The organism is Comamonas suwonensis (assembly GCF_012844455.2).
Classification (GTDB): domain Bacteria; phylum Pseudomonadota; class Gammaproteobacteria; order Burkholderiales; family Burkholderiaceae_C; genus Comamonas; species Comamonas suwonensis.
This window is the reverse complement of record NZ_JABBCQ020000032.1, coordinates 1-22,401: the sequence shown is the minus strand read 5'-3', so window position 1 is coordinate 22,401 and position 22,401 is coordinate 1. Positions and strand designations below refer to the sequence as shown.

At 57.1% G+C, this 22,401-nt stretch carries 18 protein-coding genes and 1 pseudogene; 2 read left to right on the top strand and 17 right to left on the bottom strand.

Annotation, left to right across the window (positions count from 1 at the left end):
* Nucleotides 1-34: 34 nt before the first annotated feature.
* The 6 genes and pseudogenes from HF327_RS21220 to hemN all read right to left on the bottom strand — a co-directional run.
* Nucleotides 35-665 (bottom strand): annotated as a pseudogene (locus HF327_RS21220) (IS256 family transposase); the annotation flags it as partial.
* Between the two features lie 1,607 nt (nucleotides 666-2,272).
* Entirely contained in the window at nucleotides 2,273-3,523 is a 1,251-nt protein-coding gene (locus HF327_RS21215; protein ID WP_198462338.1) for a helix-turn-helix transcriptional regulator, read from the bottom strand.
* 199 nt (nucleotides 3,524-3,722) lie between these two features.
* On the bottom strand, nucleotides 3,723-6,194 hold the full coding sequence (locus HF327_RS21210) for a sensor domain-containing protein (protein ID WP_198462337.1): 2,472 nt from the start codon (nucleotides 6,192-6,194) through the stop codon (nucleotides 3,723-3,725).
* 14 nt (nucleotides 6,195-6,208) lie between these two features.
* Nucleotides 6,209-7,465: an HD-GYP domain-containing protein gene (locus HF327_RS21205; RefSeq protein WP_328701957.1), complete on the bottom strand. Its 1,257-nt coding sequence runs from the start codon at nucleotides 7,463-7,465 to the stop codon at nucleotides 6,209-6,211.
* Nucleotides 7,466-7,575: 110 nt separating this feature from the next.
* A complete protein-coding gene (locus HF327_RS21200) occupies nucleotides 7,576-8,298 on the bottom strand; it encodes a sulfite exporter TauE/SafE family protein (RefSeq protein ID WP_198462336.1) in 723 nt (240 codons plus the stop codon).
* A 3-nt stretch (nucleotides 8,299-8,301) separates the two neighbouring features.
* Nucleotides 8,302-9,684, bottom strand: a complete 1,383-nt coding sequence (gene hemN / locus HF327_RS21195; protein WP_198462335.1) for an oxygen-independent coproporphyrinogen III oxidase — start codon at nucleotides 9,682-9,684, stop codon at nucleotides 8,302-8,304.
* Between the two features lie 270 nt (nucleotides 9,685-9,954).
* Between hemN and fnr the strand changes: the two genes are divergently transcribed.
* Nucleotides 9,955-10,680: a fumarate/nitrate reduction transcriptional regulator Fnr gene (fnr, locus tag HF327_RS21190; protein WP_099736588.1), complete on the top strand. Its 726-nt coding sequence runs from the start codon at nucleotides 9,955-9,957 to the stop codon at nucleotides 10,678-10,680.
* Between the two features lie 57 nt (nucleotides 10,681-10,737).
* Here fnr and HF327_RS21185 read toward each other — a convergent pair whose 3' ends face one another.
* The 9 genes from HF327_RS21185 to HF327_RS21145 form a co-directional block, all read right to left on the bottom strand.
* Nucleotides 10,738-11,001 (bottom strand): hypothetical protein, encoded by a 264-nt coding sequence (locus HF327_RS21185; protein WP_198462334.1) that lies wholly within the window; start codon nucleotides 10,999-11,001, stop codon nucleotides 10,738-10,740.
* A 257-nt stretch (nucleotides 11,002-11,258) separates the two neighbouring features.
* Nucleotides 11,259-11,564: a FixH family protein gene (locus HF327_RS21180; RefSeq protein ID WP_198462333.1), complete on the bottom strand. Its 306-nt coding sequence runs from the start codon at nucleotides 11,562-11,564 to the stop codon at nucleotides 11,259-11,261.
* Between the two features lie 127 nt (nucleotides 11,565-11,691).
* Nucleotides 11,692-13,134, bottom strand: coding sequence for a cytochrome c oxidase accessory protein CcoG (gene ccoG / locus HF327_RS21175; protein ID WP_198462332.1), 1,443 nt, complete (start codon nucleotides 13,132-13,134; stop codon nucleotides 11,692-11,694).
* 80 nt (nucleotides 13,135-13,214) lie between these two features.
* Nucleotides 13,215-14,132: a cytochrome-c oxidase, cbb3-type subunit III gene (ccoP, locus tag HF327_RS21170; RefSeq protein WP_198462331.1), complete on the bottom strand. Its 918-nt coding sequence runs from the start codon at nucleotides 14,130-14,132 to the stop codon at nucleotides 13,215-13,217.
* Nucleotides 14,133-14,159: 27 nt separating this feature from the next.
* Nucleotides 14,160-14,300, bottom strand: coding sequence for a cbb3-type cytochrome oxidase subunit 3 (locus tag HF327_RS21165; RefSeq protein WP_099736583.1), 141 nt, complete (start codon nucleotides 14,298-14,300; stop codon nucleotides 14,160-14,162).
* 17 nt (nucleotides 14,301-14,317) lie between these two features.
* The gene (ccoO, locus tag HF327_RS21160) at nucleotides 14,318-14,950 is read right to left on the bottom strand and encodes a cytochrome-c oxidase, cbb3-type subunit II (RefSeq protein ID WP_099736582.1); all 633 of its coding nucleotides are present in this window, start codon (nucleotides 14,948-14,950) and stop codon (nucleotides 14,318-14,320) included.
* 19 nt (nucleotides 14,951-14,969) lie between these two features.
* On the bottom strand, nucleotides 14,970-16,406 hold the full coding sequence (gene ccoN, locus HF327_RS21155; protein WP_198462330.1) for a cytochrome-c oxidase, cbb3-type subunit I: 1,437 nt from the start codon (nucleotides 16,404-16,406) through the stop codon (nucleotides 14,970-14,972).
* A gap of 63 nt (nucleotides 16,407-16,469) precedes the next feature.
* Nucleotides 16,470-16,607: a cbb3-type cytochrome oxidase assembly protein CcoS gene (gene ccoS / locus HF327_RS21150; protein WP_099736580.1), complete on the bottom strand. Its 138-nt coding sequence runs from the start codon at nucleotides 16,605-16,607 to the stop codon at nucleotides 16,470-16,472.
* Complete coding sequence (locus tag HF327_RS21145) at nucleotides 16,607-19,075, bottom strand: heavy metal translocating P-type ATPase (protein ID WP_236024337.1); 2,469 nt, start codon at nucleotides 19,073-19,075, stop codon at nucleotides 16,607-16,609. Before HF327_RS21145 ends, ccoS begins: the two co-directional genes overlap by 1 nt.
* 113 nt (nucleotides 19,076-19,188) lie before the next feature.
* Between HF327_RS21145 and HF327_RS21140 the strand changes: the two genes are divergently transcribed.
* A complete protein-coding gene (locus HF327_RS21140; RefSeq protein WP_198462329.1) occupies nucleotides 19,189-19,632 on the top strand; it encodes a universal stress protein in 444 nt (147 codons plus the stop codon).
* 241 nt (nucleotides 19,633-19,873) lie between these two features.
* Here HF327_RS21140 and HF327_RS21135 read toward each other — a convergent pair whose 3' ends face one another.
* Nucleotides 19,874-21,427, bottom strand: a complete 1,554-nt coding sequence (locus tag HF327_RS21135; RefSeq protein WP_198462328.1) for a malonate--CoA ligase — start codon at nucleotides 21,425-21,427, stop codon at nucleotides 19,874-19,876.
* A gap of 156 nt (nucleotides 21,428-21,583) precedes the next feature.
* The coding region (locus HF327_RS21130; protein ID WP_198462327.1) for a Bug family tripartite tricarboxylate transporter substrate binding protein at nucleotides 21,584-22,401 on the bottom strand (818 nt) is incomplete at its 5' end.

The following is a 22,401-nucleotide window of genomic DNA, read 5'->3' as shown; positions in this document are numbered from 1 at the left end:
CTACCTGTAGCCAGAACTTGGCGCCCTCGGTCTACGCCAGCCACAGGCCCAGCATCTCCTTCTCACCTCTCATGTTGATGCCAATGGCCAGGTACACCGCCTTGACCCGTACCGCACCCTCACGCACCTTCACATGGATGCAGTCTAGGTACACGATGGGGTAAATAGGCTCAAGGGGCCGGGCCTGCCAAGCCTTCACTTCATCAGCCACGGCATCAGTCACCGAGGAAATCAGGCTGGGCGAGACCTCGGTGCCGTACATCTCTTCAATGTGTGCCTGTATCTCACGTACCGTCATGCCACAGGCGTACAGCGAGATGATTTTGTCGTCGAACCCCGCCCTGCGGGTCTGGTGCTTGGGGACGAGTTGTGGCTCGAAGCTGCCATGGCGGTCGCGGGGCACCTCGATGGGCAGTTCGCCGAAATCGCCCTTGAGGGTCTTCTTGCTCTTGCCGTTGCGGGTGTTGCCAGCAGAATTGGAAACTGCCTCGTTACGTTCATGGCCCATGATGCTCGGTCAGCTCAGCATCCAGGGCACGTTCGACCAACAGCTTGGTCAACTGCTTGAACAGGCCATTCTCCCCAATCAAGTCTTCGGGCTTCTTGTAGTTGGCCAGCAGGCCAGACAGCAGTTCTTCGGGTATGTCGTGTTTCTTTGTGCTCATGGTGCTTACAGACAGGCCGACTTGCGCCGGCAGTGGATTGTCCGTTTACACAAAATTCTGCACACCCTCAATTCACAAGCCAGAAACCTGCGCCACTAATCTGCGTCTTTGCAAGCGGCAAATCTCTTCATTCAAGCCCGCCACTGAGCGGACTCTTTGGGTTCTGGAGCCCTATGCCTCTCAACATCATCACCTAGGTTTAGGCCAGTGAAGGCGCAAAATTCGCAAGCGTTATCCCACGCCCATATGTACTACTGGCTTTGACTAGGCGCACCAGGGTTTGCAGGTGATGGCTCAGGTGTTGGAACTTGTGATCCAGGTGCAGGCAACGGCGTTGGGCTTTCCACACCCCCTGTAGCAGGCGGCCTGCTTTCGAGTTCTGGCTTAGGTACTTTGTCATTGCAAGCGCTCAATGCACCAGCAACCACTAGCAATGCAACAGCAGAAACTGCAGATAGCGATTTCATGACTGATCTCCTTTCATGGAACATAGGTCTATGCTAAGTCAATGAAATTCAAGAAATCACCTGGCATTTGCAGATCTCACATCCGGTGGCATTCAATGAACGCTTGCCTCTGAATAGCTGCATATCGAGACATCCAGCGAAGTGACCGCTGGCAAATAACGCCAGTTCCCGTTCATACAAATGACTACCGTAGTCAGGTCGTAAGAAGCCCAAAAAGTTGTAAGTCCTGCCCGCCGCCGCGGGCTTTTTTCATTCTTGAAGACACCTATCCAGAACATCATCACCTTGGGCGAAATCAAGGTTGCCCTGAAATTCTTAACCGTCATCGCGGTACAGCTCGCAGCGCTGGCATTCACCGCCCTAGCGAAAAACCTAGCTGTGAGGCCCTCCCAGCAGACGAATCTCACTGCCTTCACAATGCAAAGCCCTAATCTGCTGAATCCATCGGTTTGATCGACATCGTTTTAGCCCAGCGCTTGTGAATTACTGGCTCTAAAAGCTATGGGCAAGCGGGCGATGGAGTTGGCCTTGGTAACATCTCAGCGCCACGGCGATGTTGCGATGATGCAGGCCTGTATGTGATTGCAAAGTGCCACACCCTTGGCGTGCCGAGTGACGTCCCTGTGCACCACCGCACGGGCGGAGCAAGCTATCTAGCTGGTCCATCCATTGATGCACACAGCCACCGAGGCATTCGCTGCTGCGCGCAACAAGACAGGAATGAAAGTCGAGGCAGGCAGGCCCCGCCAACACGCCGAGAGATTCGGACTCTGGCAATTTGGCTTTACAAGAAACAATATAGCGAACAGTTCGCTCAAGCCTTGGCTGGACACAGGAATATCAAGACCACTATGCGCAACTTGGACCCGCGCGATATCACTGCAAAGCGCATGCTGATTTCCGACCCACACAATCCGCGAGTTCTGGAGTAATTTTGGATTACTTCCAGAAGCCAGTAAGCCACAGGTCTTGAAAGCCTTGTTCAAAAAGGATTTATTGCTACAACAGCAGTAGCAAATTTCGCAAAGGTGGTGACTGGCTTTTCCAGACATCTGATGCTTCAAGCAGCTGTTGATCAAAACAGCTACTAGCCCCTACAAAAAGGCCCGTACCATGCAGGCCTTTTCTTTTTCTCGCGACTCAATGGTTACCCAGCCAGGCCACGCTATTAAGAAAAAGTCGAACTAGCTCGGTCTGCCTGCGCACGCCTGTTTTGGAGAAGATGGAGCGCAAATGGGCACGCGCCGTGTTGGGCTTGATACCAAGCGCTTCTGCAGCCTCCTCCAGCGACAGGCCATTGCTCAGATGCGTGGCAACGGCGGTTTCTGCGGGTGTCAGATGAAAGAGCTGTTGATTCAGTTTGGCAGGTGGCTCAGCCTTGCCAGTTGTGTCGCGCAAAAAGACCGCCACGCTGGGGCGCTGCTTTCCTTCAGTCCACTCATCCGGTGAAATGCTTTGCACAACCACACCCCAGTTCAGCTGACCTGACTGACGAGTGATAGACATACCTTCGGTCATAGAAACTCTCGACAACTTCGGGAATAGCAAAGCATCTCGAATCAAACGCTGGAGCTTGCGATTGTCATTGGCATACACGGCTTCTAGCGTACCGTTATTGACGCGAATGCCATCACCTACATTCAGAATGGAGGTTGCAGCAGGGTTGGCTTCAATCATCCGCCCGGTCTGATCAAGGATAACAACCCCCATCATCAACTGAGCCGTAGCACGTCCATAAAGCGAGATGACTTGGCGGTCTCTATGCAGGTTCAACTGCATATTCAGCACACGCTTGAAGTGCGGTATTAGCATACGCACCAAGTCCAGCTCGCGAATCTCAAAAGCTCCTGCCTTCTTTGACCTCGTAATACGAAGACCATAGGCACAGCCATTGTCCGTCACCACATCTACCGCCAGAATGTGCTCAATATCAATGTCTTTGCACCAGTCAGTGTAGTAACGGCAAGCCTTCCACTCAGACGCTGTCATGACGTCCTGCAAGGTGAGCACCTTGTCTTTAGCCACTCCCAGAAATGGGCTCCAGTGCGCATACGGGTCATGCGAAATCACATTCACGCGCCCGCCAGAGGCGGAGATCACCCAGCCCACATTGTCTCCATGAGGATCGCGAACGATAAGCGAGGCATAGTTGCCACAGGCACTGGAGCGCAACAGCTCAAGAAAGGCTTTCCAGCTCTCTGGCGCAGACGCCACCTCATACAACGCGGCAATCAGATTACTGATTAATTCAGTCTCAACACCAGGGGCTGCACCCCGCGAAGGAGCGGCCACCACGTCAGAGCCACCCGGCACCGCAAATCCTGTGTGCGCTCCTTGACCAGAAGAAATGCAGTTATAGAAATCGAATGTGACGTAATCGCTCTTGGGCATTGGATATCTCAAAAAATCGGCCCATCAAGCACAGCGCAGCTGCTCAACGCTGTGCGCGGTTTTTATTGATTCATATTGACTCAACACCGTGCGCCAAGAAGTCGGCCCATGGAAAGAGAGGAATTGTGCTGAAGCTACGCAAGGCATGCATCGTCAAATCAGACGATTGATAACTTATCAAAACTGAGAGCAGATCTGATTACTGCAAGCCTGGTGTCTGGAGACCGCACCCATCGTTATCCGGAAGGAAAGAAACGGCGTCAGCACTTTCTTCCACCTCTCCTTGGGTTAGCCGCAACCTGAACTGCTCGGCAGGCACGGCTGGCGAGCACAGATAACCTTGAAAGTAGTCGCCCTGCAGCTGCGCAATCGCTTCGCACTGCGCCTGTGTTTCCACGCCCTCTGCCACCAGCTCAACACCCAGCGCCCGCCCCATGCTGATGATGGCACCGACGATGGCCTTGTCCCCAGCATCATGCGGCAGGCCACGCACAAAGCTCTGGTCAATCTTGATCTTGGAAATGGGCAGTTTCTTCAGATAGGCCAAGCTGGAATAACCTGTACCGAAATCGTCGATAACCAGCCCCACACCCAGTTGCGCAATCTGGTGTACGCGTAATGCCATCTCCTGTGCGTCTTGCAGCAAGATACTTTCGGTCAGCTCCAGCTCCAGCCACTGCGCTGGCAAAGCGCTGTTTTCAAGCACTCGGGTCAAGCGATCGACAAAATCTGGCTGCCTGAACTCCAGCGCAGAGACATTGACAGAAACTTTGACGGGCGAGCCCATCGCCAGCCAGTGCGCAGCCTCACGCACCGATTGTTCTAGCACCCAGGCATCCAATGCCACCACATAGCCAGACTCTTCAGCCAAAGGAATAAAGGCCCCCGGAGAAATCACACCCAGCTCTGGATCTGTCCAGCGCAGCAATGCCTCGGCAGCCACAATGCGCCCTGAGCGAATATGCACCTGCGGCTGAAAATGCACCGCCATATGACCCTTGTCCAGAGCTTGACGCATGGCATGCTCCAGCTTCATTCGGGAGAGCAAGCCAGCACTCATCTGCGGCTGATAAAAACTGAAGTTTCCGCGACCACGTTCTTTGACGCGATACATAGCAATGTCAGCCTGGCGAATCAGCTCATCCAGCGTCAACCCATCTGCAGGAAACTGCGCCGCGCCGATACTGCACTGCACCGTAAAGCCAAGGCCGTCGAGCATGAAGGGCTGGCGCATTTCTTCCAGAATGCGCCCGGCCACTGCCGATGCGCCCTCGCCCGTACAGTCATGCAAATAAAGCACAAACTCATCGCCACCTTGGCGGCACAGCACATCTGCGGGGCGCAGCAACCCACTGAGTTTCTGGGCGACTTGCTTAAGAACCCGGTCGCCAAAATCGTGACCAAGAGAGTCATTGATGATTTTGAAGCGATCCAGATCCAGAAACAGAATGCTGAAAGGCTGCTGGGTAAAGCGCGCTGCCGTAATGGCCGTCTGCACATGGCGGCTCAAACTCAGGCGATTAGGCAAGCCCGTCAACGCATCGTTATAGGCCAGTTGCTCAATCTGCTGTTGAGCACTGCGCTGCATGGTCATGTCGCGCATAAAGCCAATGCTCTGGACCAGACGGCCATAGCCATCACGCAACGCCACCCATGACAACCAGACCGCGCAGCGCTGACCATCGCTTTGCTTAAGCCACAGATTGCCTTCCCAGAAGCTGCCCACATCCCAGCGAGCTGTCGCCAGCTCAAGCAGATCAGAAACCGGGCCACTGTCGGCCTCAAACAAGGTCCAGGCAGCCAAACCTAGAACCGGCTTGTTATGCAGCAAATCCACCCCAGCGGGGTTGACCTGAACAATGGATCCATGAGAGTCGGCAATAAAAATGCCGTCCATACTGGACTCAAACACCCGCGCAGCCAGCCGCAATTCTGTAGCGGAGCATGACTCCACCGTAATATCTCGATAGGAGTAAATGCGACCGATGGCAACGCCTCGGCTGAGCTGAGGCACAGAGCGCCGCTCCAGCACCCGCCCGCCGTAAAGCATGAGCACCTCAGAGGTCTCAGGTGCAGACAAGTCTGAGGTCTCTTGCAGCAAGGTGAACTGACTCTCGCTGCTAACCGTCTGGGCCTGCATATGCTCGAAGATGGCAGTGTCATCTCTTTGCACAAGCAGTGCCTCAGGCAGTTGCCACAAATCCGCGAAGCGGTGATTGAAGGCGCGAATTCCGCCTCGTAAATCGCACACTAGCATACCGTCGGCCGCAGACTCCAGCGTCGCTCGCAGCTCTGCCAGCAGCATGTCGAGCTTGCTTTCGTGCTGCAGCTGTTCGCTTCGATCCAGCATCGTGAGCATCAGCAAATGCGATGTCTGATCAACACTGCGCACGCCCATTTCCACCGCAATCAAAGAACCATCAGCACGGCAAATTTCGGTGAGAAATTTCGCACCCCCTGCCCAGTTCGTCGAATCTTGCCAGAACGCTTTTTGCACCAGCGATGCACAAAGCACATCGACATACTGATCCTGTGCCTGCTGCGGTGTATAGCCAGTGAGCGGAACGCTGGCCGCGTTGGCATGCACAACTTTGAGTGTTTGTGCATCCAGCAACCAGACGGCCTCCTGCAGACCATCCAGCATGGATGTAAGCAGCGGACCGAAATGCATGCTCTGCTGCGAAATCACAAAGAATCTTTCTCGGCAGCCTTGACTGCTGAACTATCGAAAAAGTAGCACAAGCGCCTTTGCGGCTGCAGGACTTCCAAGGTTTTACGAGGAACCTGATTACGTGTCAGGCCACGACGAATGCCCAGGCCGACATGCACTAGCAGATCAACATGCTGCATTTTTTGCGGGGCAAGCGCGTCATATGTCAACACCTGAGGTTTAAGCGACTGACTGGTGTTCACCGAGACGACAACGCCTAATCGTCCATCACTGAGTTCTACCAATGAGCCCGGCGGGTACACGCCCAGCGTCTGCACAAAAGCCTTGAGCACATCAGGCGCATATCGCTGGCGGTACTGGCCATAAAGCGCTGCGATGGCTTCATGCGGCGTCATTTCATTGCCCAGCTCAGGCAGATTGCACAGTCGCTCAAAATTATTGGTCAGCGCCAGTATCTGCCCTGCTATATCCATATCGGCTTCAAGCAATCCCAAGGGAAAGCCTGAGCCATCAGCCCATTCATGGTGCTGCGCAATCGCGGTGGTGACTGATGGCGTATAACCCATGCTCATAGCCAAGGCGACCGACTCACCCACATGCCGTGCGTATGCCGTCTCTCGCAGGAGCACCGCCGCTGAACCTTGATTGAATGCGCAGGCTGTGGCCAAAATATTCAATGACGGTTTGCCAATGTCGTGCAACAAGGCTGAAGTCCCCAAGTCCTGCAGAACCTCATTGCGCAACCCCAGAGTCTTGCCCAACAGCAGACTGAGCACTGCGACATTGACACCATGAATGCCAAAGGTGGCACCGCCTGCATCGGCCAGCAAATGCAGGCTGATGTCGCGCTCCTGCGCTAGCTTGACAACTTGCTGCACCACCAGCGTATCCGTAAGAGCTCTCGCAGACTCGGGGCTTGCGGGCAGTTGCGCCTGTACTTCATCAAAAACAGAGACCGCACCCAGAAACTGGGACTGCACCGCCAAAACTCTGTCGCGCCAGACCTCTGTATCGCTGCGATACGAATCTGCAGCTCCTGTGGGGTTAGCGGGAGAGCTATCGCTTTGTACAGATTCAGCATCCTGCACATCGCTTTTGGAGAGGTCGACCTGTACGGCTTTGAGCTTGAGCCCAGCGAGTGCCGTCAATTGCTCTGCGGTCGTGATCTTGAAACTATTGACGGGAAATGGATGGCGCAACCATCCGGTTTCCAATTGAACATACATGCCTATACGCAGTTGCCCTATATCAATAGCGACGAAACGATTCACTTTAAATGCTGAACACAAGATGACACATTATTCCGCAGTTCTGTGACTACAGAAACATCACTAGGGTCTGTTGGGAGGCAAATACTGCCCAACAGACCTGCTTACGTTACTTATCGGCACCAAAGGCTGGGTTTGTAGACCAAATCCATCCACAAAGCCCAACTGGCTACGCCAATCAGCATCAAACCCGCAATTCTGGTGCCCCACTGGGCTCGCAATGCATTGACATGCGACTGCCCACGTCGCCACAGCCATGGGCCAGCCAATAGCCACACCGCTCCGCCAATGGCAAACGCTGTCATGGACAACGCCCCCTGCCAGGCGCCGCCGCTCAAAGCTGCGACCAGCACCGCCGAATACAGCAAACCGCAAGGCATTAGCGCCCAGGCGAAGCCTGCAGCCAGACTTCCCCCTGGTGCAGTCACCAGCGGCTGGACTCTGGCCCACACAGAACGACCAGCACGCTCCAGCCACACGGGCTGGCGCGCCTGCACCAGCATGGCAAGACCCCAGGCCATGACAGCCACATGCATCAATGCCCACAACTGCTGCAGCGCTGTCGCCTGATTCGTCAGCCAGGCCAGGCTTTCCATGGCGACAGCGGCAATGCTGCCCAGCAAGGCGTAGCCCGCAACGCGGCCCAGATGGAACATGCAGGTGCGCAGCCATTGCCACTTTTGCAAGCCGTGCACCGAAATGACTTGCTCAGCATTTGCGGCACTGGAAGGGCGCGCACCCGCCACCACGCTGCAAGGTGCAGCACACATCACAAGACAATGGGGCCCACCTACGAGCCCCATGATCAAAGCAGTCCAGACCAGCGAAAACAACATGCGCTAGATGATGCGTGAAAACCGTGCACGGGTTCTGTCCGCTTGCAAATAGCGGTCAAACAGCATGGCTACTCCACGCACAAAAAACCAGCCCAGTCCCGTGACCTTGAAGCCTTCGTCAGACAGCTCTATCAACCCATTGGCCTGCATCGCCTCGAGCTCAGCCAGCTCGCTTCCAAAGTACTCGCGGAAGTTGATCAGCCAGGCCTGCTCCATGGGTTCAAACAGCACCGAGCCCTGGCACATGATGGACATGATGACGGCGCGGCGCACCAGGTCGTCACGCGACAGCGCCAGCCCACGCTGCACAGGCAACACACCGGCATCTATCGAATCGTAATACTCTTCCAGCGTCTTGACGTTCTGACTGTAAGTCGCGCCCACTTTGCCGATAGCCGAGACACCCAGTGCAATCAGATCGCAGTCTGGCTGCGTGCTATAGCCCTGAAAGTTGCGATGCAAGCGGCCCTGACGTTTTGCAATAGCCAGTGAATCGGTGGGCAGCGCAAAGTGATCCATGCCCACATACACATAGCCACCGCTCATAAAAGCATCAATCGCGCCCGAAAGCATGTTGAGCTTGTCCTGCCCCATGGGCAGATCCGCCGATTCAATGCGGCGCTGCGGCTTGAAGCGCTCTGGCAGATGGGCATAGGCATACAGTGCAATGCGATCAGGCCTCAGCTCATTGACCTGCGCCAGCGTGCGCGCAAACGACTCCGGCGTCTGTTTTGGCAGGCCGTAGATCAGGTCTACATTGATGGAGACAAAACCCAGTCGGCGTGCTTCGGCCACCAGGGCAAAGACCTGCCCGGCGGGCTGCTCTCGGTGCACAGCTTTTTGTACGGCGGGGTCGAAGTCCTGCACGCCAAAGCTCAGGCGGTTAAAGCCCATGTCCTTGAGCACTTTCAAGCGCTCATTGCTGACGGTCCGCGGGTCGACCTCAATCGAGTACTCGCCTGCCGTATCGAGCTTGAAATGCTCACGCATCAACGCCATCAATTGCTGCAACTCGGCATCGCTGAAGAACGTCGGCGTACCTCCTCCCAGGTGCAACTGGCTCACAACCTGGCCCTTGCCGCAATGCGCGGTGTGCATGGTCAGTTCACGTGCCAGATAGTCCAGGTACTCGGCAGCCTTTTCATGGTGCTTGGTGACGATTTTGTTGCAGGCGCAGTAGTAGCAAAGCGACTCACAAAACGGCACATGCACATAAACTGACAAAGGCAAGGCGCGCGCACCTGTATGTGCTTTGCGTTGCTCCAGCGCCAGGATGTAGTCATCTGCACCGAAAGCCTCAACAAAACGGTCGGCTGTTGGGAACGATGTGTAGCGAGGCCCAGGAATATCAAAGCGGCTCAGCAACTCGGGCGTGACAGCGGTCATAACTACTCGTCAGTGTGCGCCCGCACCTCTCAAAAGTATTTATTAACAAAGGCATGTCGCCCTGAAAACATCACCATAAAGAGGCAGAAGCGCATATTTTTGAATGAATATGAGCAATGTGCCTCAAGGCATTCACCCTGTCCTTGATGAAAATCAAGAGACAGCAAGGCAAGTGCTGCGACAATTTGATCCATCTCATTACCAAACACGAGGTCAATGACCGGCGCGACGCTCTTATTGAAAGTCTGTCTGTGCCGTTGCTAAAAGCCCATGAATCTTCAGACCATCAAAGCATCCTGCTCCAACTGCAATCTGCGTGAACTGTGCATGCCCATGGGCCTGGACGATGAACAAATGGAGCGCATTGACGAAATTGTGGCCACGCGCCGCAAGATCAAGCGCGGCGGGCTTCTGTTTCGCAACGGTGAAGACTTTACCTCGCTGTACGCGATTCGCACCGGCTTTTTCAAGACCAGCGTCGCCACCGAAGACGGTCGCGATCAAGTCACAGGCTTTCAGATGGCGGGCGAAATCATTGGTCTGGATGGCATCGTCAACGACCATCACACCTGCGATGCGGTGGCGCTGGAAGACGCTGAAGTCTGCGTCATGCCGTTTGACAAGCTTGAGCAGCTCTCGCGCGAGGTCACAGCCCTGCAAAACCACGTGCACAAGGTCATGAGCCGTGAAATCGTGCGCGAGCACGGCGTGATGCTGTTGCTGGGCAGCATGCGCGCTGAAGAGCGTCTGGCCGCTTTTGTGCTGAACTTGGTGCAGCGCCTGGCTGCCCGTGGCTTTTCCAAGTCAGAGCTGGTGCTGCGCATGACGCGCGAGGAAATTGGCAGCTACCTGGGCCTCAAGCTTGAGACCGTGAGCCGCACCTTCTCCAAATTTGCCGAAGAAGGCATTGTGGAAGTCAAGCAGCGCCACTTGCGCATTCTGGATACCGAGGCACTCAAGCGCATCGTCAACAGCCAGCAATGCAGAGCTGATTGAGCGTGAACTCCAAAAGCAAGGCCCGCATTGGCGGGCCTTTTGTTTTTGCAGCTCGCCTTACTCAGGCTGCGGGGAAGAGACAATACCGCCGTTCAAGTCACTGGCCGAGCGCCCCAGCGCGACCGTCATCAGAGCGCCGATGATTGAAACCACCCAGAAGGCAAAAAAGGCCACGGTATAAATGGCGCTGCGCGACCATTCCAGTGGTGAGCCCAGCCAGTGCATATCCAGCGGGTCCACAAAGGCAAATACCACCAGTTCCATGATTGCTGCCGCCAGAAATGCGGGCCAGACAATCCATATCCAGCGTCGAGCTTCCATCGCGAATCTCCTTGGATCGTGGGTTTGATCGTATTTTGCACAAGTGTTGTGACTTCAGACACCGCTTCGCGGGCATGCACCAAGGCGGAAAACCCTGAATCACTATGATTTCAAGAGCATCTAGCGCTTGTAATTAATTGATATCAAGCCCTTTCATTCCTGCAACCCAAGTAGATAAGTCGCTAAACGCTCACATTTTTAATGCGCAAACAACAAAGGCCGCAAAGCGGCCTTGGGATAGAAGTCTTGCGACGACTTCAGCGGTCCGTCGGGTGATCCTTGGCGGGTGTAGCCGCATGGTTGCGGCCGGTGATGGCCGGGGCCAGACTTTTCTCGTTCTCGGACAAGCGCTGGTTGATCTCCAGACCATGGCGGTAGTAGTCAGGGTCGATCACGGGATCAGGCTTGCTCATTGCAATATAGGCCGTCACCACGCCCGCAATCACCACCACCAAAGGGCCTGAAATCACGAGCCAGACATGGGCAAATTTCCACCACGGCTTGCCATCCTCGGGGTGAATGATCTTGACCTTTTTCGGGGCCTTGGCTTGAGCTGCCGACATGATGAAACCTCTTATTCAGTGATTCTGCAGTGCATGCCAGATCGCGGCTGGCATGCTTTGTAAATTGTTGCCGATTGGCGATGTCCTTGCGTGACCTCAGACATGCATTTCTGAGGTCACGCATGCTTTAGCGTGGCACCAGGAAAACGGTCTTTTCAGAGACCTTTCCAGACCCGGCCTTCACCGCATCCAGATTGAAGTAAACCGGGTGCGAGCCAGGCTCTGCCGAGCCATACGGAATCTGCAGACGCACTGCAATACCGCGTGTTTCGGCCGGGCCAACGACGACTTCCTGCTCAGACGCCACCTCCAGATGATCCAGCCCGGTTGCACTGATGCGGTAACGCTGCTCGGACTCGGTGGCGTTCATGATCTGCAGGCGGTAGACGTTCTCCAGCTTGCCGCCCGCCACAATGCGCGACAGCGCAGCGCGGTCACGAATCACGTCCACCTTCAGCGGCTCTCGCATCACCAGGCTGGCAATCATGGCCGTGCTAAGCAACACCAGCACCGCCGTGTAAATCAGCACACGCGGACGGAAGATGCGGCGAATCACCTGGGCATGTTTCCACGCACGGTTAATCGCGTTTTGCGTGGTCAGGCGAATCAGCCCGCGCGGGTACTCCATCTTGTCCATGACGGAGTTACAAGCATCAATGCACAGACCGCAGCCAATGCATTCGTACTGCAGACCCTTGCGGATATCAATACCCACCGGGCAGACCTGCACGCACATATTGCAGTCGATACAGTCGCCCAGACCCAGCGCCTTGGCGTCGTCCTTCTTGGTGCGCGGAGCACGCGGCTCGCCACGCTGGACGTCATAACTGACCACCATGGTGTCGTTGTCAAACATGGCGCTCTGAAAACGTGCATAGGGGCACATGTACTTGCAGACCTGCTCGCGCATATAGCCGGCGTTGCCATAGGTGGCAAAGGCGTAGAACAGCACCCAGAACATCTGCCAGTTACCTTGCAGGGCCAGCAGTTGCACGGCCAGCTCGCGGATAGGCACAAAGTAGCCGACGAAGGTAAAGCCGGTCCACAGCGCCACGGCAATCCAGAGGAATTGCTTGAGCGACTTCTTCCAGATTTTTTCAAACGTCCAACCGTTCTTGTCCAGGCGCATGCGCGCGCTGCGCTCGCCTTCGACCTTGCTCTCAATCCAGACAAAGATCTCGGTATAGACCGTCTGCGGACAGGAGAAGCCGCACCACAGCCGCCCTGCGACTGCCGTAAACAAAAACAGAGCCAGTGCCGAGATGATCAGCAGGCCCGTCAAATAGATAAAGTCCTGCGGATACAGAACCAGTCCAAAGATGTAAAAACGCCGCGCTTCCAGATCAAACAGCAGCATTTGCCGCTCACCCCATTGCAGCCAGGGCATGCCATAGAAGAACAGCTGGGTCAGAATCACCATCGCCCAACGCCAGCGTGCAAACAGGCCGGAGATGGAGCGCGAGTAGACCTTTTTCTCCGACACAAACATCGGCACCTTATCGGTGCCACCTTCAGGCTTTGCGGGTGCAATGGGAATGATCTTTCGATGCTTCCCTTTATCGGATTGCATGGATCTTCCTTAATATTTCTGAAACTTCTGAAAACTCAAACAACAAAAAGCGGCGCTCAAAGCGCCGCTTTCAATGGCCATTACTTTTGTACAGCGCCGTCTTTGTGAGACAGACCCCAGACATAAGAAGCCAGCACAGCAATTTGTGCCTCTGTCAACTTTTCCTTCTGGGCAGGCATTTCATTGTGCTTGCCGTTGTTGACGATATTGACGATGGCAGCTTCGCCCCAGCCATGCAGCCAGATGTCGTCGCTCAGGTTAGGCGCCCCCAGGGCGGGGTTGCCCTTGCCGTCCATGCCGTGGCAAGCCGCACAGGCCACAAACTTGGATTTACCCAGCGAAGCCTTGACCGCATCGTGAGGGCTGCCCGACAGGCTCAGCACGTAGTTGGCAACATTGCGCACATCATCAGCTGTACCCACGGCCGCGGCCATGGGAGGCATCATGCCGATGCGGCCGTTGCTGATGGTCTCCTTGATTTTTTCAGGAGAGCCACCGTGCAGCCAGTCGCCATCCGCCAGATTGGGGAAGCTCTTGCTGCCGCGGGCATCAGAGCCGTGGCATTGCGCACAGTTGTTCATGAACAGACGCTCGCCGATGGCCATGGCCTGAGGATCCTTGGCCATTTCTTCGGTGGGCATGCTGACGAACTTGGCGTACATGGGCTCCAGATCTGCCTTGGCCTTGGCCATTTCACGCTCATAGGCACCGTTCTGACTCCAGTCCAGCTTGCCATTGAAGGCACCCAGACCGGGGTAGGCAGCCAGGTAGCCCAGGCCAAAGATCACGGTGATCACAAACAGTCCCATCCACCACTTGGGCATGGGGTTGTTGAGTTCGCGCAGGTCTTCGTCCCAGACATGGCCCGTGGTGTTGTCTCCGGCGGAGTCAACCTTCTTGCGTGCCACCAGAATCAGCAGCAGCAAGCAGCCAAAGATGCCGATCAGCGTAATCGCCGCGACATACACCGACCAGAAATTGTTTACGAAATCGCTCATGGAATGTTCTCGTTATGGTGGACCGGCTCAGTCTTCCTGCAGGAAGGGCAACTGAGCTGCTTCGTCAAAACGGGCCTGATTACGGTGGGCATATGCCCACCACCAGATGCCGATGAAGCAAGCCATCGATGCCAGCGTGGCAAGGATGCGCATGGTGGTGATATCCATTTCCAGCCCTTCCTCTGTTACTTGACGGCGCGGCCCAGGACCTGCAGATAGGAGATCACAGCCTCCATCTCGGTCTTGTCCTTGACTTCAGCCTGTGCACCTGCGATTTCCGCGTCGGTGTAAGGCACACCCACCTTGCGCAGAGCGCTCATGCGCTGAGCCACCACGGTGTCATCCACCTTGCTGGTCTCAAGCCAGGGGTAAGCCGGCATATTCGACTCAGGCACCACGTCACGGGGGTTGTTCAGGTGAATGCGATGCCATTCATCGCTGTACTTGCCGCCCACGCGGTGCAGGTCGGGACCGGTACGCTTGGAGCCCCACTGGAAGGGGTGGTCGTACACGAACTCGCCCGCCACCGAGTAGTGGCCATAGCGCATGGTCTCGGCGCGGAAAGGGCGAATCATCTGCGAGTGGCAGTTGTAGCAACCTTCGCGCAGATAGACGTCGCGGCCCATCAGCTGCATGGGGGTGTAAGGCTTGAGGCCCGCCACGGCTTCGGTAGTGGACTTCTGGAAGAACAGAGGAACAATTTCCACCAGACCACCAATGGCCAGCACGAACAGAGTCAGCGCGATCAGCAAGAAGTTGCTGGTCTCGATCTTCTCGTGGGAAAAGCTCTTGGGAGCTGCGTTATTTTGATCAGACATTGCTATTGCTCCTCAATGCTCAGGCGTGGGCCACCAAGGCAGGCACCGCCACCTTCACGGGACGGCCAGCCATGGCGGTCTTCCAGGTGTTCCAGGCCATCACCAGCATGCCGCCCAGATACAGCAGACCACCTGTGACGCGAATCACGTAGAAGGGATAGGTGGCCTTCACGCTTTCCACGAAGGTGTAAGTCAGCGTGCCATCGGGATTAACCGCGCGCCACATCAGGCCCTGCATCACACCGGCAATCCACATTGCGGCGATGTACAACACGATGCCGATGGTGGCCATCCAGAAGTGCAGTTCAATCGCGGGCACGGAGTGCATTTTTTCGCGACCAAACAGACGGGGAATCAGGTAGTAGAGCGAACCCATGGTGATCAGACCTACCCAGCCCAGAGCGCCGGAGTGAACGTGACCCACGGTCCAGTCGGTGTAGTGCGACAGTGCGTTGACGGTCTTGATGGCCATCATCGGGCCTTCGAAGGTGGACATGCCGTAGAACGACAGAGACACGATCAGGAAGCGCAGGATTGGATCGTCGCGCAGCTTGTGCCACGCACCCGACAGCGTCATGATGCCGTTGATCATCCCGCCCCAGCTGGGAGCCAGCAGAATCAGCGAGAACACCATGCCCACGGACTGTGTCCAGTCAGGCAGCGCGGTGTAGTGCAGATGGTGAGGACCCGCCCACATGTAAGTGAAGATCAGCGCCCAGAAGTGCACGATCGACAGGCGATACGAGTACACGGGACGACCGGCCTGCTTGGGGATGAAGTAATACATCATGCCCAGGAAGCCAGCGGTCAGGAAGAAGCCCACGGCGTTGTGACCGTACCACCACTGAACCATCGCGTCCTGCACACCGGCATAAGCCGAGTAGCTCTTCATCCAGCCCGCAGGCACGGAGATGTTGTTGACGATGTGCAGCAGGGCCACGGCCAGAATGAAGGCACCGAAGAACCAGTTAGCCACGTAGATGTGCTTGACCTTGCGGATACCGATGGTGCCGAAGAACACGATGGCGTAGGACACCCAGGTCACTGCGATCAGCAGGTCCAGAGGCCATTCCAGCTCCGCGTATTCCTTACCTTGTGTGTAGCCCATGGGCAGGCTGATAGCCGCACCCACGATGACCAGTTGCCAGGCCCAGAACGTGACGCTGGCCAGCTTGGGCATGAACAGCTTGGTCTGGCAGGTACGCTGCACCACGTAGTAGCTGGTCGCAAACAGCGCCGAGCCACCAAAGGCAAAGATGACGGCATTGGTATGCAGCGGACGCAAACGCCCGTAGCTCAGCCAGGAAATGCCGAAGTTGAGTTCCGGCCAGGCCAGCTGGGACGCGATAAACACGCCCACAGCCATACCCACCACCCCCCACACCACGGCCATGATAGAGAACTGCCTTACGACGGTATCGTCGTAATAGACAGCTTTGTTATTTGTTGCTTCCATCGGGCACCTCTTAGATTTCTTGCAAAGTGTTCATTGGTTTCTCATCTGGCTCGTTGAGCCACATCAATCGTCGCGAAGAATGCGCTCACCTTCTTGTTCCACACTCTCGAACTGACCCCGGTAAACCGCCCACCACAGGGCGGCCACGATGGCCAGCACCAGCACGACCGAAAGCGGTATCAACACATAGAGAATGTCCATCAGCGGCCTCCTTGGGTCAGTGGCATGACGGTGCCCGGCGCAAGATGCGCGGGGTCAGACGCGTTGCTATTTGCAACCTGCAGCGGCAACGCACGTGCAAGACGGGCTGCGTTCGCGACGACCAGCAAGGAGCTCAGCGCCATGCCAAGCCCTGCCAGCCAGGCAGGCATCCAGCCCATCAGGGCCAGAGGAATAGAGATCGCGTTATAGGCTGCTGCCCAGCCCAGGTTCTGGCGCACCACGGACAAGGTCCGTCGGGCCAGCAACAGGCTTTGCAGCACTAACTCCAGGCTGTCTCCCAGTACCACGAAGTCTGATCGTGATTGTGCCAGCGGCACTGCTCTACCAAAAGCAAAAGAGACATGCGCTCCAGCTAAAACTGGGCCGTCATTCAGACCATCGCCCACCATCGCAACCTTGTGCCCAGCGGCCTGCTCCGCCTGCATGGCGGCCAGCTTGTCCTGCGGCTTGCAGTCGCCCCTAGCCTGCTCAATACCGAGCTTGGCGGCCACGGCTTTTACCGCTGCAGATCGATCGCCGGACAGCAGGCGCACACTGACACCCTGCTGCTTGAGGTCCGCAATCACCTGCGCCGCCTCAGGGCGTACATCTTCGCTGAGGTGGAACTGGGCCAACGCAACCCAGCGCCCTTGCAATTCTTCGGCCAGCATCACGCTCTGGCCCGGTTCTTGAGGTGCCAGCTCAGTCACCTGCACATGCGCAGCGGAGCCCAGGCGCAGATGACGGCGACGACCCGCACTACCCGACACTTCTTGACGGGCCTGAACCCAAGCGTCCAGACCACTGCCGGCCACTTCCTGCACCGAATCCAGCAGCCAGTCGCAGGCAGGCAACCCGGCTTCCACCGCAGCCTGTGCCAGCGCTTTCGATGCCGGGTGCATGGACTGGCGGGCCAGCAAGGCAGCCAGTGTCAGCACATCGTCGGTGCTCTGGCCTGCGGCAGGCGTCAGGGCGCGCAGTACCAGGCCATCGCGGGTCAACGTGCCTGTCTTGTCGAACACCAGCGTGTCCACCGCAGCCAGCGCTTCAAGGCCTTGCAGATTGCGCACCAGCACGCCGCTGCGCGCCAAGGTGCCAGCAGCTGTCAGCATGGCCACCGGCGTGGCCAGAGAGAGCGCACAAGGGCAGGTCACGATGAGCACGGCCACCGCCACCATCAACGCCTTGCCGGGGTCCGTAGGCCACCACCAAACCGCAGCGGCCAGCGCAGCCAGTAACACCACAATGAGGAAGGGGCGTGCCACCTTGTCGGCCAGCTGGGCTAGCGTGGGTTTTTGCAGCGAGGCGCTTTCCATCAAATTGACGATTTGCGCAAAGCGGGTGCCCTCCCCCACGCTATCCACGCGCACATCCACCACGCTATCCAAGTTATAGCTGCCAGCAGTGACCGCATCGCCCTCAGCACGCAAAACGGGGGTGGATTCCCCGGTCAGCAACGCTTCATCCGCATGCGTGATTCCGCGCACGATATACCCATCCGCAGGGAAGGCTTCACCGGCCAGCACACGCACCACATCACCCACGCGCAGGCGGCGTGTGGCCACGCGCTCAAATTCTTCCGAATCGGCCTGCCGGCGCAGCACCGAATCGGGCAGGCGATTCATCACCGCTTCGAGCGCACCGGCTGTGCGATCGCGCAGACGCAGTTCCAGCCAGCGACCGGTGAGCAGGAAGAAGACGAACATGGTCAGCGAGTCAAAAAAGACTTCCTGCCCAAAAGGCCCCGTTGGGTCAAATGTGCCCAGCGTGCTGATGATGAAGGTGATCAGCATGCCAATGGCCACAGGCAAATCCATGCTCACGCGGCGTTGGCTAATGTCTTTGAGTGCGCTCTTGAAAAAAGGGCCACAGCAAAACAGCACCACGGGCAAAGAAATCACCCACGATGCCCAGCGCAGCAGCGTTTCCATCTCCAGCGACAAATCGCCAGGGATGGCCGTGTACGCGGGCCATGCATACATCATCACCTGCATCATGCACAGGCCGGCCACCAGCCAGCGCCACAGCGCGCGGCGTGTTTCGGCCTGACGCAACTCACGCGCAAAGGCATCGCGCGCAGGCAGGGCGCGGTAACCGGCGCGCGCAACGGCCTCCATCCACTGGGATGGAAGCACCTGGGCGGGACGCCACTCGACACGGGCTCGGCGCGTTGCAGCACTGACTTCGGCAGCCTGAACCCCGGGAACAGCGCGAAGCGCCTCCTCGATAGTCAGCGCGCACGCAGCACAGTGCATGCCCTCCAAAACTACAAAAGAGTCCCACACCGGGGACTCGGCTGTATTTTCGGAGATTGGAGCCTTGGAGCTTTGGCCGGCGGGGCGGCCAAATGAGCTCCATTCTTGCGGGTCGTCCAGCAGATGCGTAAGCGTCTGTGGCGAGTTCAGAAAACCAGTGTCAGCAACAGCGTGCTCCGCCGTGGGGGGCTGGATATTCGGGTGTTGGGACATGTTTCAAGCGTAACGACGTCAGATGATAACGACCTTGACATTAATCAACCGTTAACTGCCCAATCGACTTATGCTTGTATTCAACGAGGCCATCAACTAACAAGGAGAGCACTATGTACAACCGAATCTTGATCGCAACCGACGGCACTGAACTCTCTGACAAGGCCGTGCATGCGGGCCTTGATCTGGCCGCTTTGTGCGGTGCCAGCGTGCTTGCGCTGAAGGTCGTCTCGCACTATCCGCGCAGTTATCTGGAAGGCAGCGACCTGCTGGACATCAAGGAAGCCAAGCGCATCGAAGAGCAGTGGACGCAGCAAGCTCAGACGCTGCTGGACGGTGTCAAAGCCTTTGGCCACGAGCGAAAAGTCTCGGTTACCACCCAAATCGCTCACTCTGATCTGGTGGCCGAATCGATTGTGGAAGCTGCCAAAAAGCACGACTGCGACCTGATCGTCATGGCATCGCACGGCCGCAAGGGCTTGCAGCGCCTGCTGCTGGGCAGCGAAACCCAGCACGTGCTGACACACTCGCATGTACCCGTTCTGGTGCTGCGTTAAGTACACAGAATTGATGCGGTAACGCTCACAAAACAAAAGCAGCTTTCGTACAAGCTGCTTTATTTTTTAAGTGATTGCTGACCGAGTTTGAGCAAATGCATGCGCAAGCAGCTCACTTTTCAGGAGTCAAGTCAAAAGACAAGTACCTGCAAAGGATCCAATTCTGATGCGTAAAGCCAACGCTTGACAGGCCGCCGGGGCACTGAATCGCCCTCCCCGGCCTGCGCTCATGCCCGCGCGATCAGGAAAACTCCTTTTGATACTGGTCGCGCAGCAACTTTTTTTGCACCTTGCCCATGGTGTTGCGCGGCAGGCTGTCCACCACATAACAGCGCTTTGGCACCTTGAAGTTGGCCAGCCGGGTCTTGAGAGACTCCAGAATCTTCTGCCCGTCCACCTGCGCGCCCTTGCGCGGCACGATGACGGCAACACCCACCTCGCCAAAGTCCGGGTGCGGCACCCCTACCAGTGCGCTTTCATCCACCCCGGCCAGGTCGTTGATGAAGGCTTCCACCTCGGCCGGGTAAACGTTGTACCCCCCCGAAATGATCAAATCCTTGCTGCGCCCGACGATGGTGAAGTAGCCGCGTGCGTCCTGCATGCCCACATCGCCAGTCTTGAACCAACCGTCATGCGTGAACTCTTCGGCCGTTTTCTCTGGCATGCGCCAGTAGCCCGCAAAGACGTTCGGCCCCTGCACTTCAATATTGCCAATCTCGCCCGCCGCCAGCGGCTTGCCGTCATCCCCATGAACCCGCACGCCCACGCCGGGAAGCGGAAATCCCACGGTGCCGCCACGGCGCTCGGCCTCATTGCCGTAGCGCACATCGGGCTTGCAGGGGTTGGAGGTCAGCATGGTCGTCTCGCTCATGCCATAGCGCTCAAGAATGGTGTGACCGGTGCGCGTCTTCCAGGCACGGAAGGTTTCGATCAGCATGGGGGCCGAGCCCGAGACAAACAGCCGCATGTGGGCCGCCATGTCACGGTCCAGCCTTGCATCGGCCAGCATGCGCACATACAGCGTGGGCACACCCATGAAAACGGTCGCATCCTTGAAGCGGGCCATCACCGCCTCCGGCTCGAACTTGGCAAACCAGATCATGGGACTGCCATTGAGCAGCGCCCCGTGAATGGCCACAAACAGGCCGTGCACATGGAAGATGGGCAACGCGTGAATCAGCACATCATCGGCCTGCCAGTCCCAGTACACCTTGAGCATCGCCGCATTGCTGAGCAAATTGCCGTGGCTGAGCATGGCACCCTTGCTACGCCCGGTGGTGCCACTGGTGTAGAGAATCGCAGCCAGGTCATCCGCCTTGCGGGCCACCACCTGATGCTCATCACTGTGGTGCGCAGCGCGGTCCAGCAACGTGCCCGTGCGATCTGTGCCCAGCGTATAGACATGGCCCACACCGCGAGTGAACGCAATCTTGGACACCCAGCCAAAGCAACCAGGCGCGCACACCACCACGGCGGGCTCGGCATTGGTGATGAAGTACTCCATCTCGGCACTTTGATAGGCGGTGTTCAACGGTAAAAACACATGACCGCTGCGCAGCGTGGCCAGGTAAAGCATCATGGCTTCCACCGACTTTTCCACCTGCACTGCAATGCGGCTGCCTTCAGGCAGATTGAGCGATGCCAGCAAATTGGCCATGCGCGCGCTGCCATGCTCCAGATCGGCCCAGCTGTAATACAGACTCTGGCCATCTGGCTCAATGGCCTCTACTGCCGTTTTTTGAAGATCCGCAGGAAACGCAGCGCGCAATGCGCTGTAAAGATTGGCTTGATGCATGTCGGTCAACGTGATTCAGTCAGACTCAAAAACAGGAAAAGCAAAAACAGTGCAGCTCCATCATAGAACCTGGATGGAGGCACTCCGCCCCGAAGCGAGGGTGCAGCCCCCTTTCGCGAAGCGAGCAAGGGGGAAGCTGCCAAGCGGCGCTGATGGTTAAGAATCTATTTTCACCCCCGCCGCCTTGACCGCATGTGCCCAGCGCTGCACCTCGCTTTGCACCATGCTGGCAAATTGTGACTGGCTCAGCTGCCCATAGTCAGCGCCGTTCTTGGCCCAGGCCGACTTGATATCGTCGGCCGCGCCAATCTTGCGCACCTCTTCCAGCATCTGCTGCTGCGCGGCTGCTGGCGTGCCCTTGGGTGCCCACAGGCCGTACCAAGTGGTCACGGTGAAGTCGGGCAAACCGCACTCGGCCGCACAAGGTACATCGGGGAAGGCCGGGTTGCGCTGCGCCCCCGCCACCATCAGCGCCTTGATACGCCCGCCCTTGATGTGCTGGGCCGATGAGCCCAGGCCGTCAAACAGCATATCCACATTACCGGCTATCAAATCTTGTAGCGCCGGCCCTGCGCCTTTGTAAGGGATGTGCGTGATCTGGGTCTTTGTCTGCAGCTTGAACAGCTCGCCCGCCAGATGGTGGGATGATCCCGGCCCTGCGGACGCATAGTTGTACTTGCCGGGGTTGGCACGCAAATCATTCACCAGCGCCTGCAACGTGGTGTGCTGCACCTTCTTGGGGTTGACCACCACCACCTGCGGCACGCTGGCCAGCAACGCCAGCGGGATGAAATCGCGCTCCAGGTCGTACTCCAGCTTGGGGTAGACCGAGGGCGCAATCACATGGTGGGTACCGCCCATGAAGAAGTTGTAGCCATCCGCCGCAGCTTTTGCCGCAATGCTGGCACCCAGCGTGCCACCCGCACCACCGCGGTTATCAATCACCAGCGTCTTGCCAGAAGTCTTGGCAAACT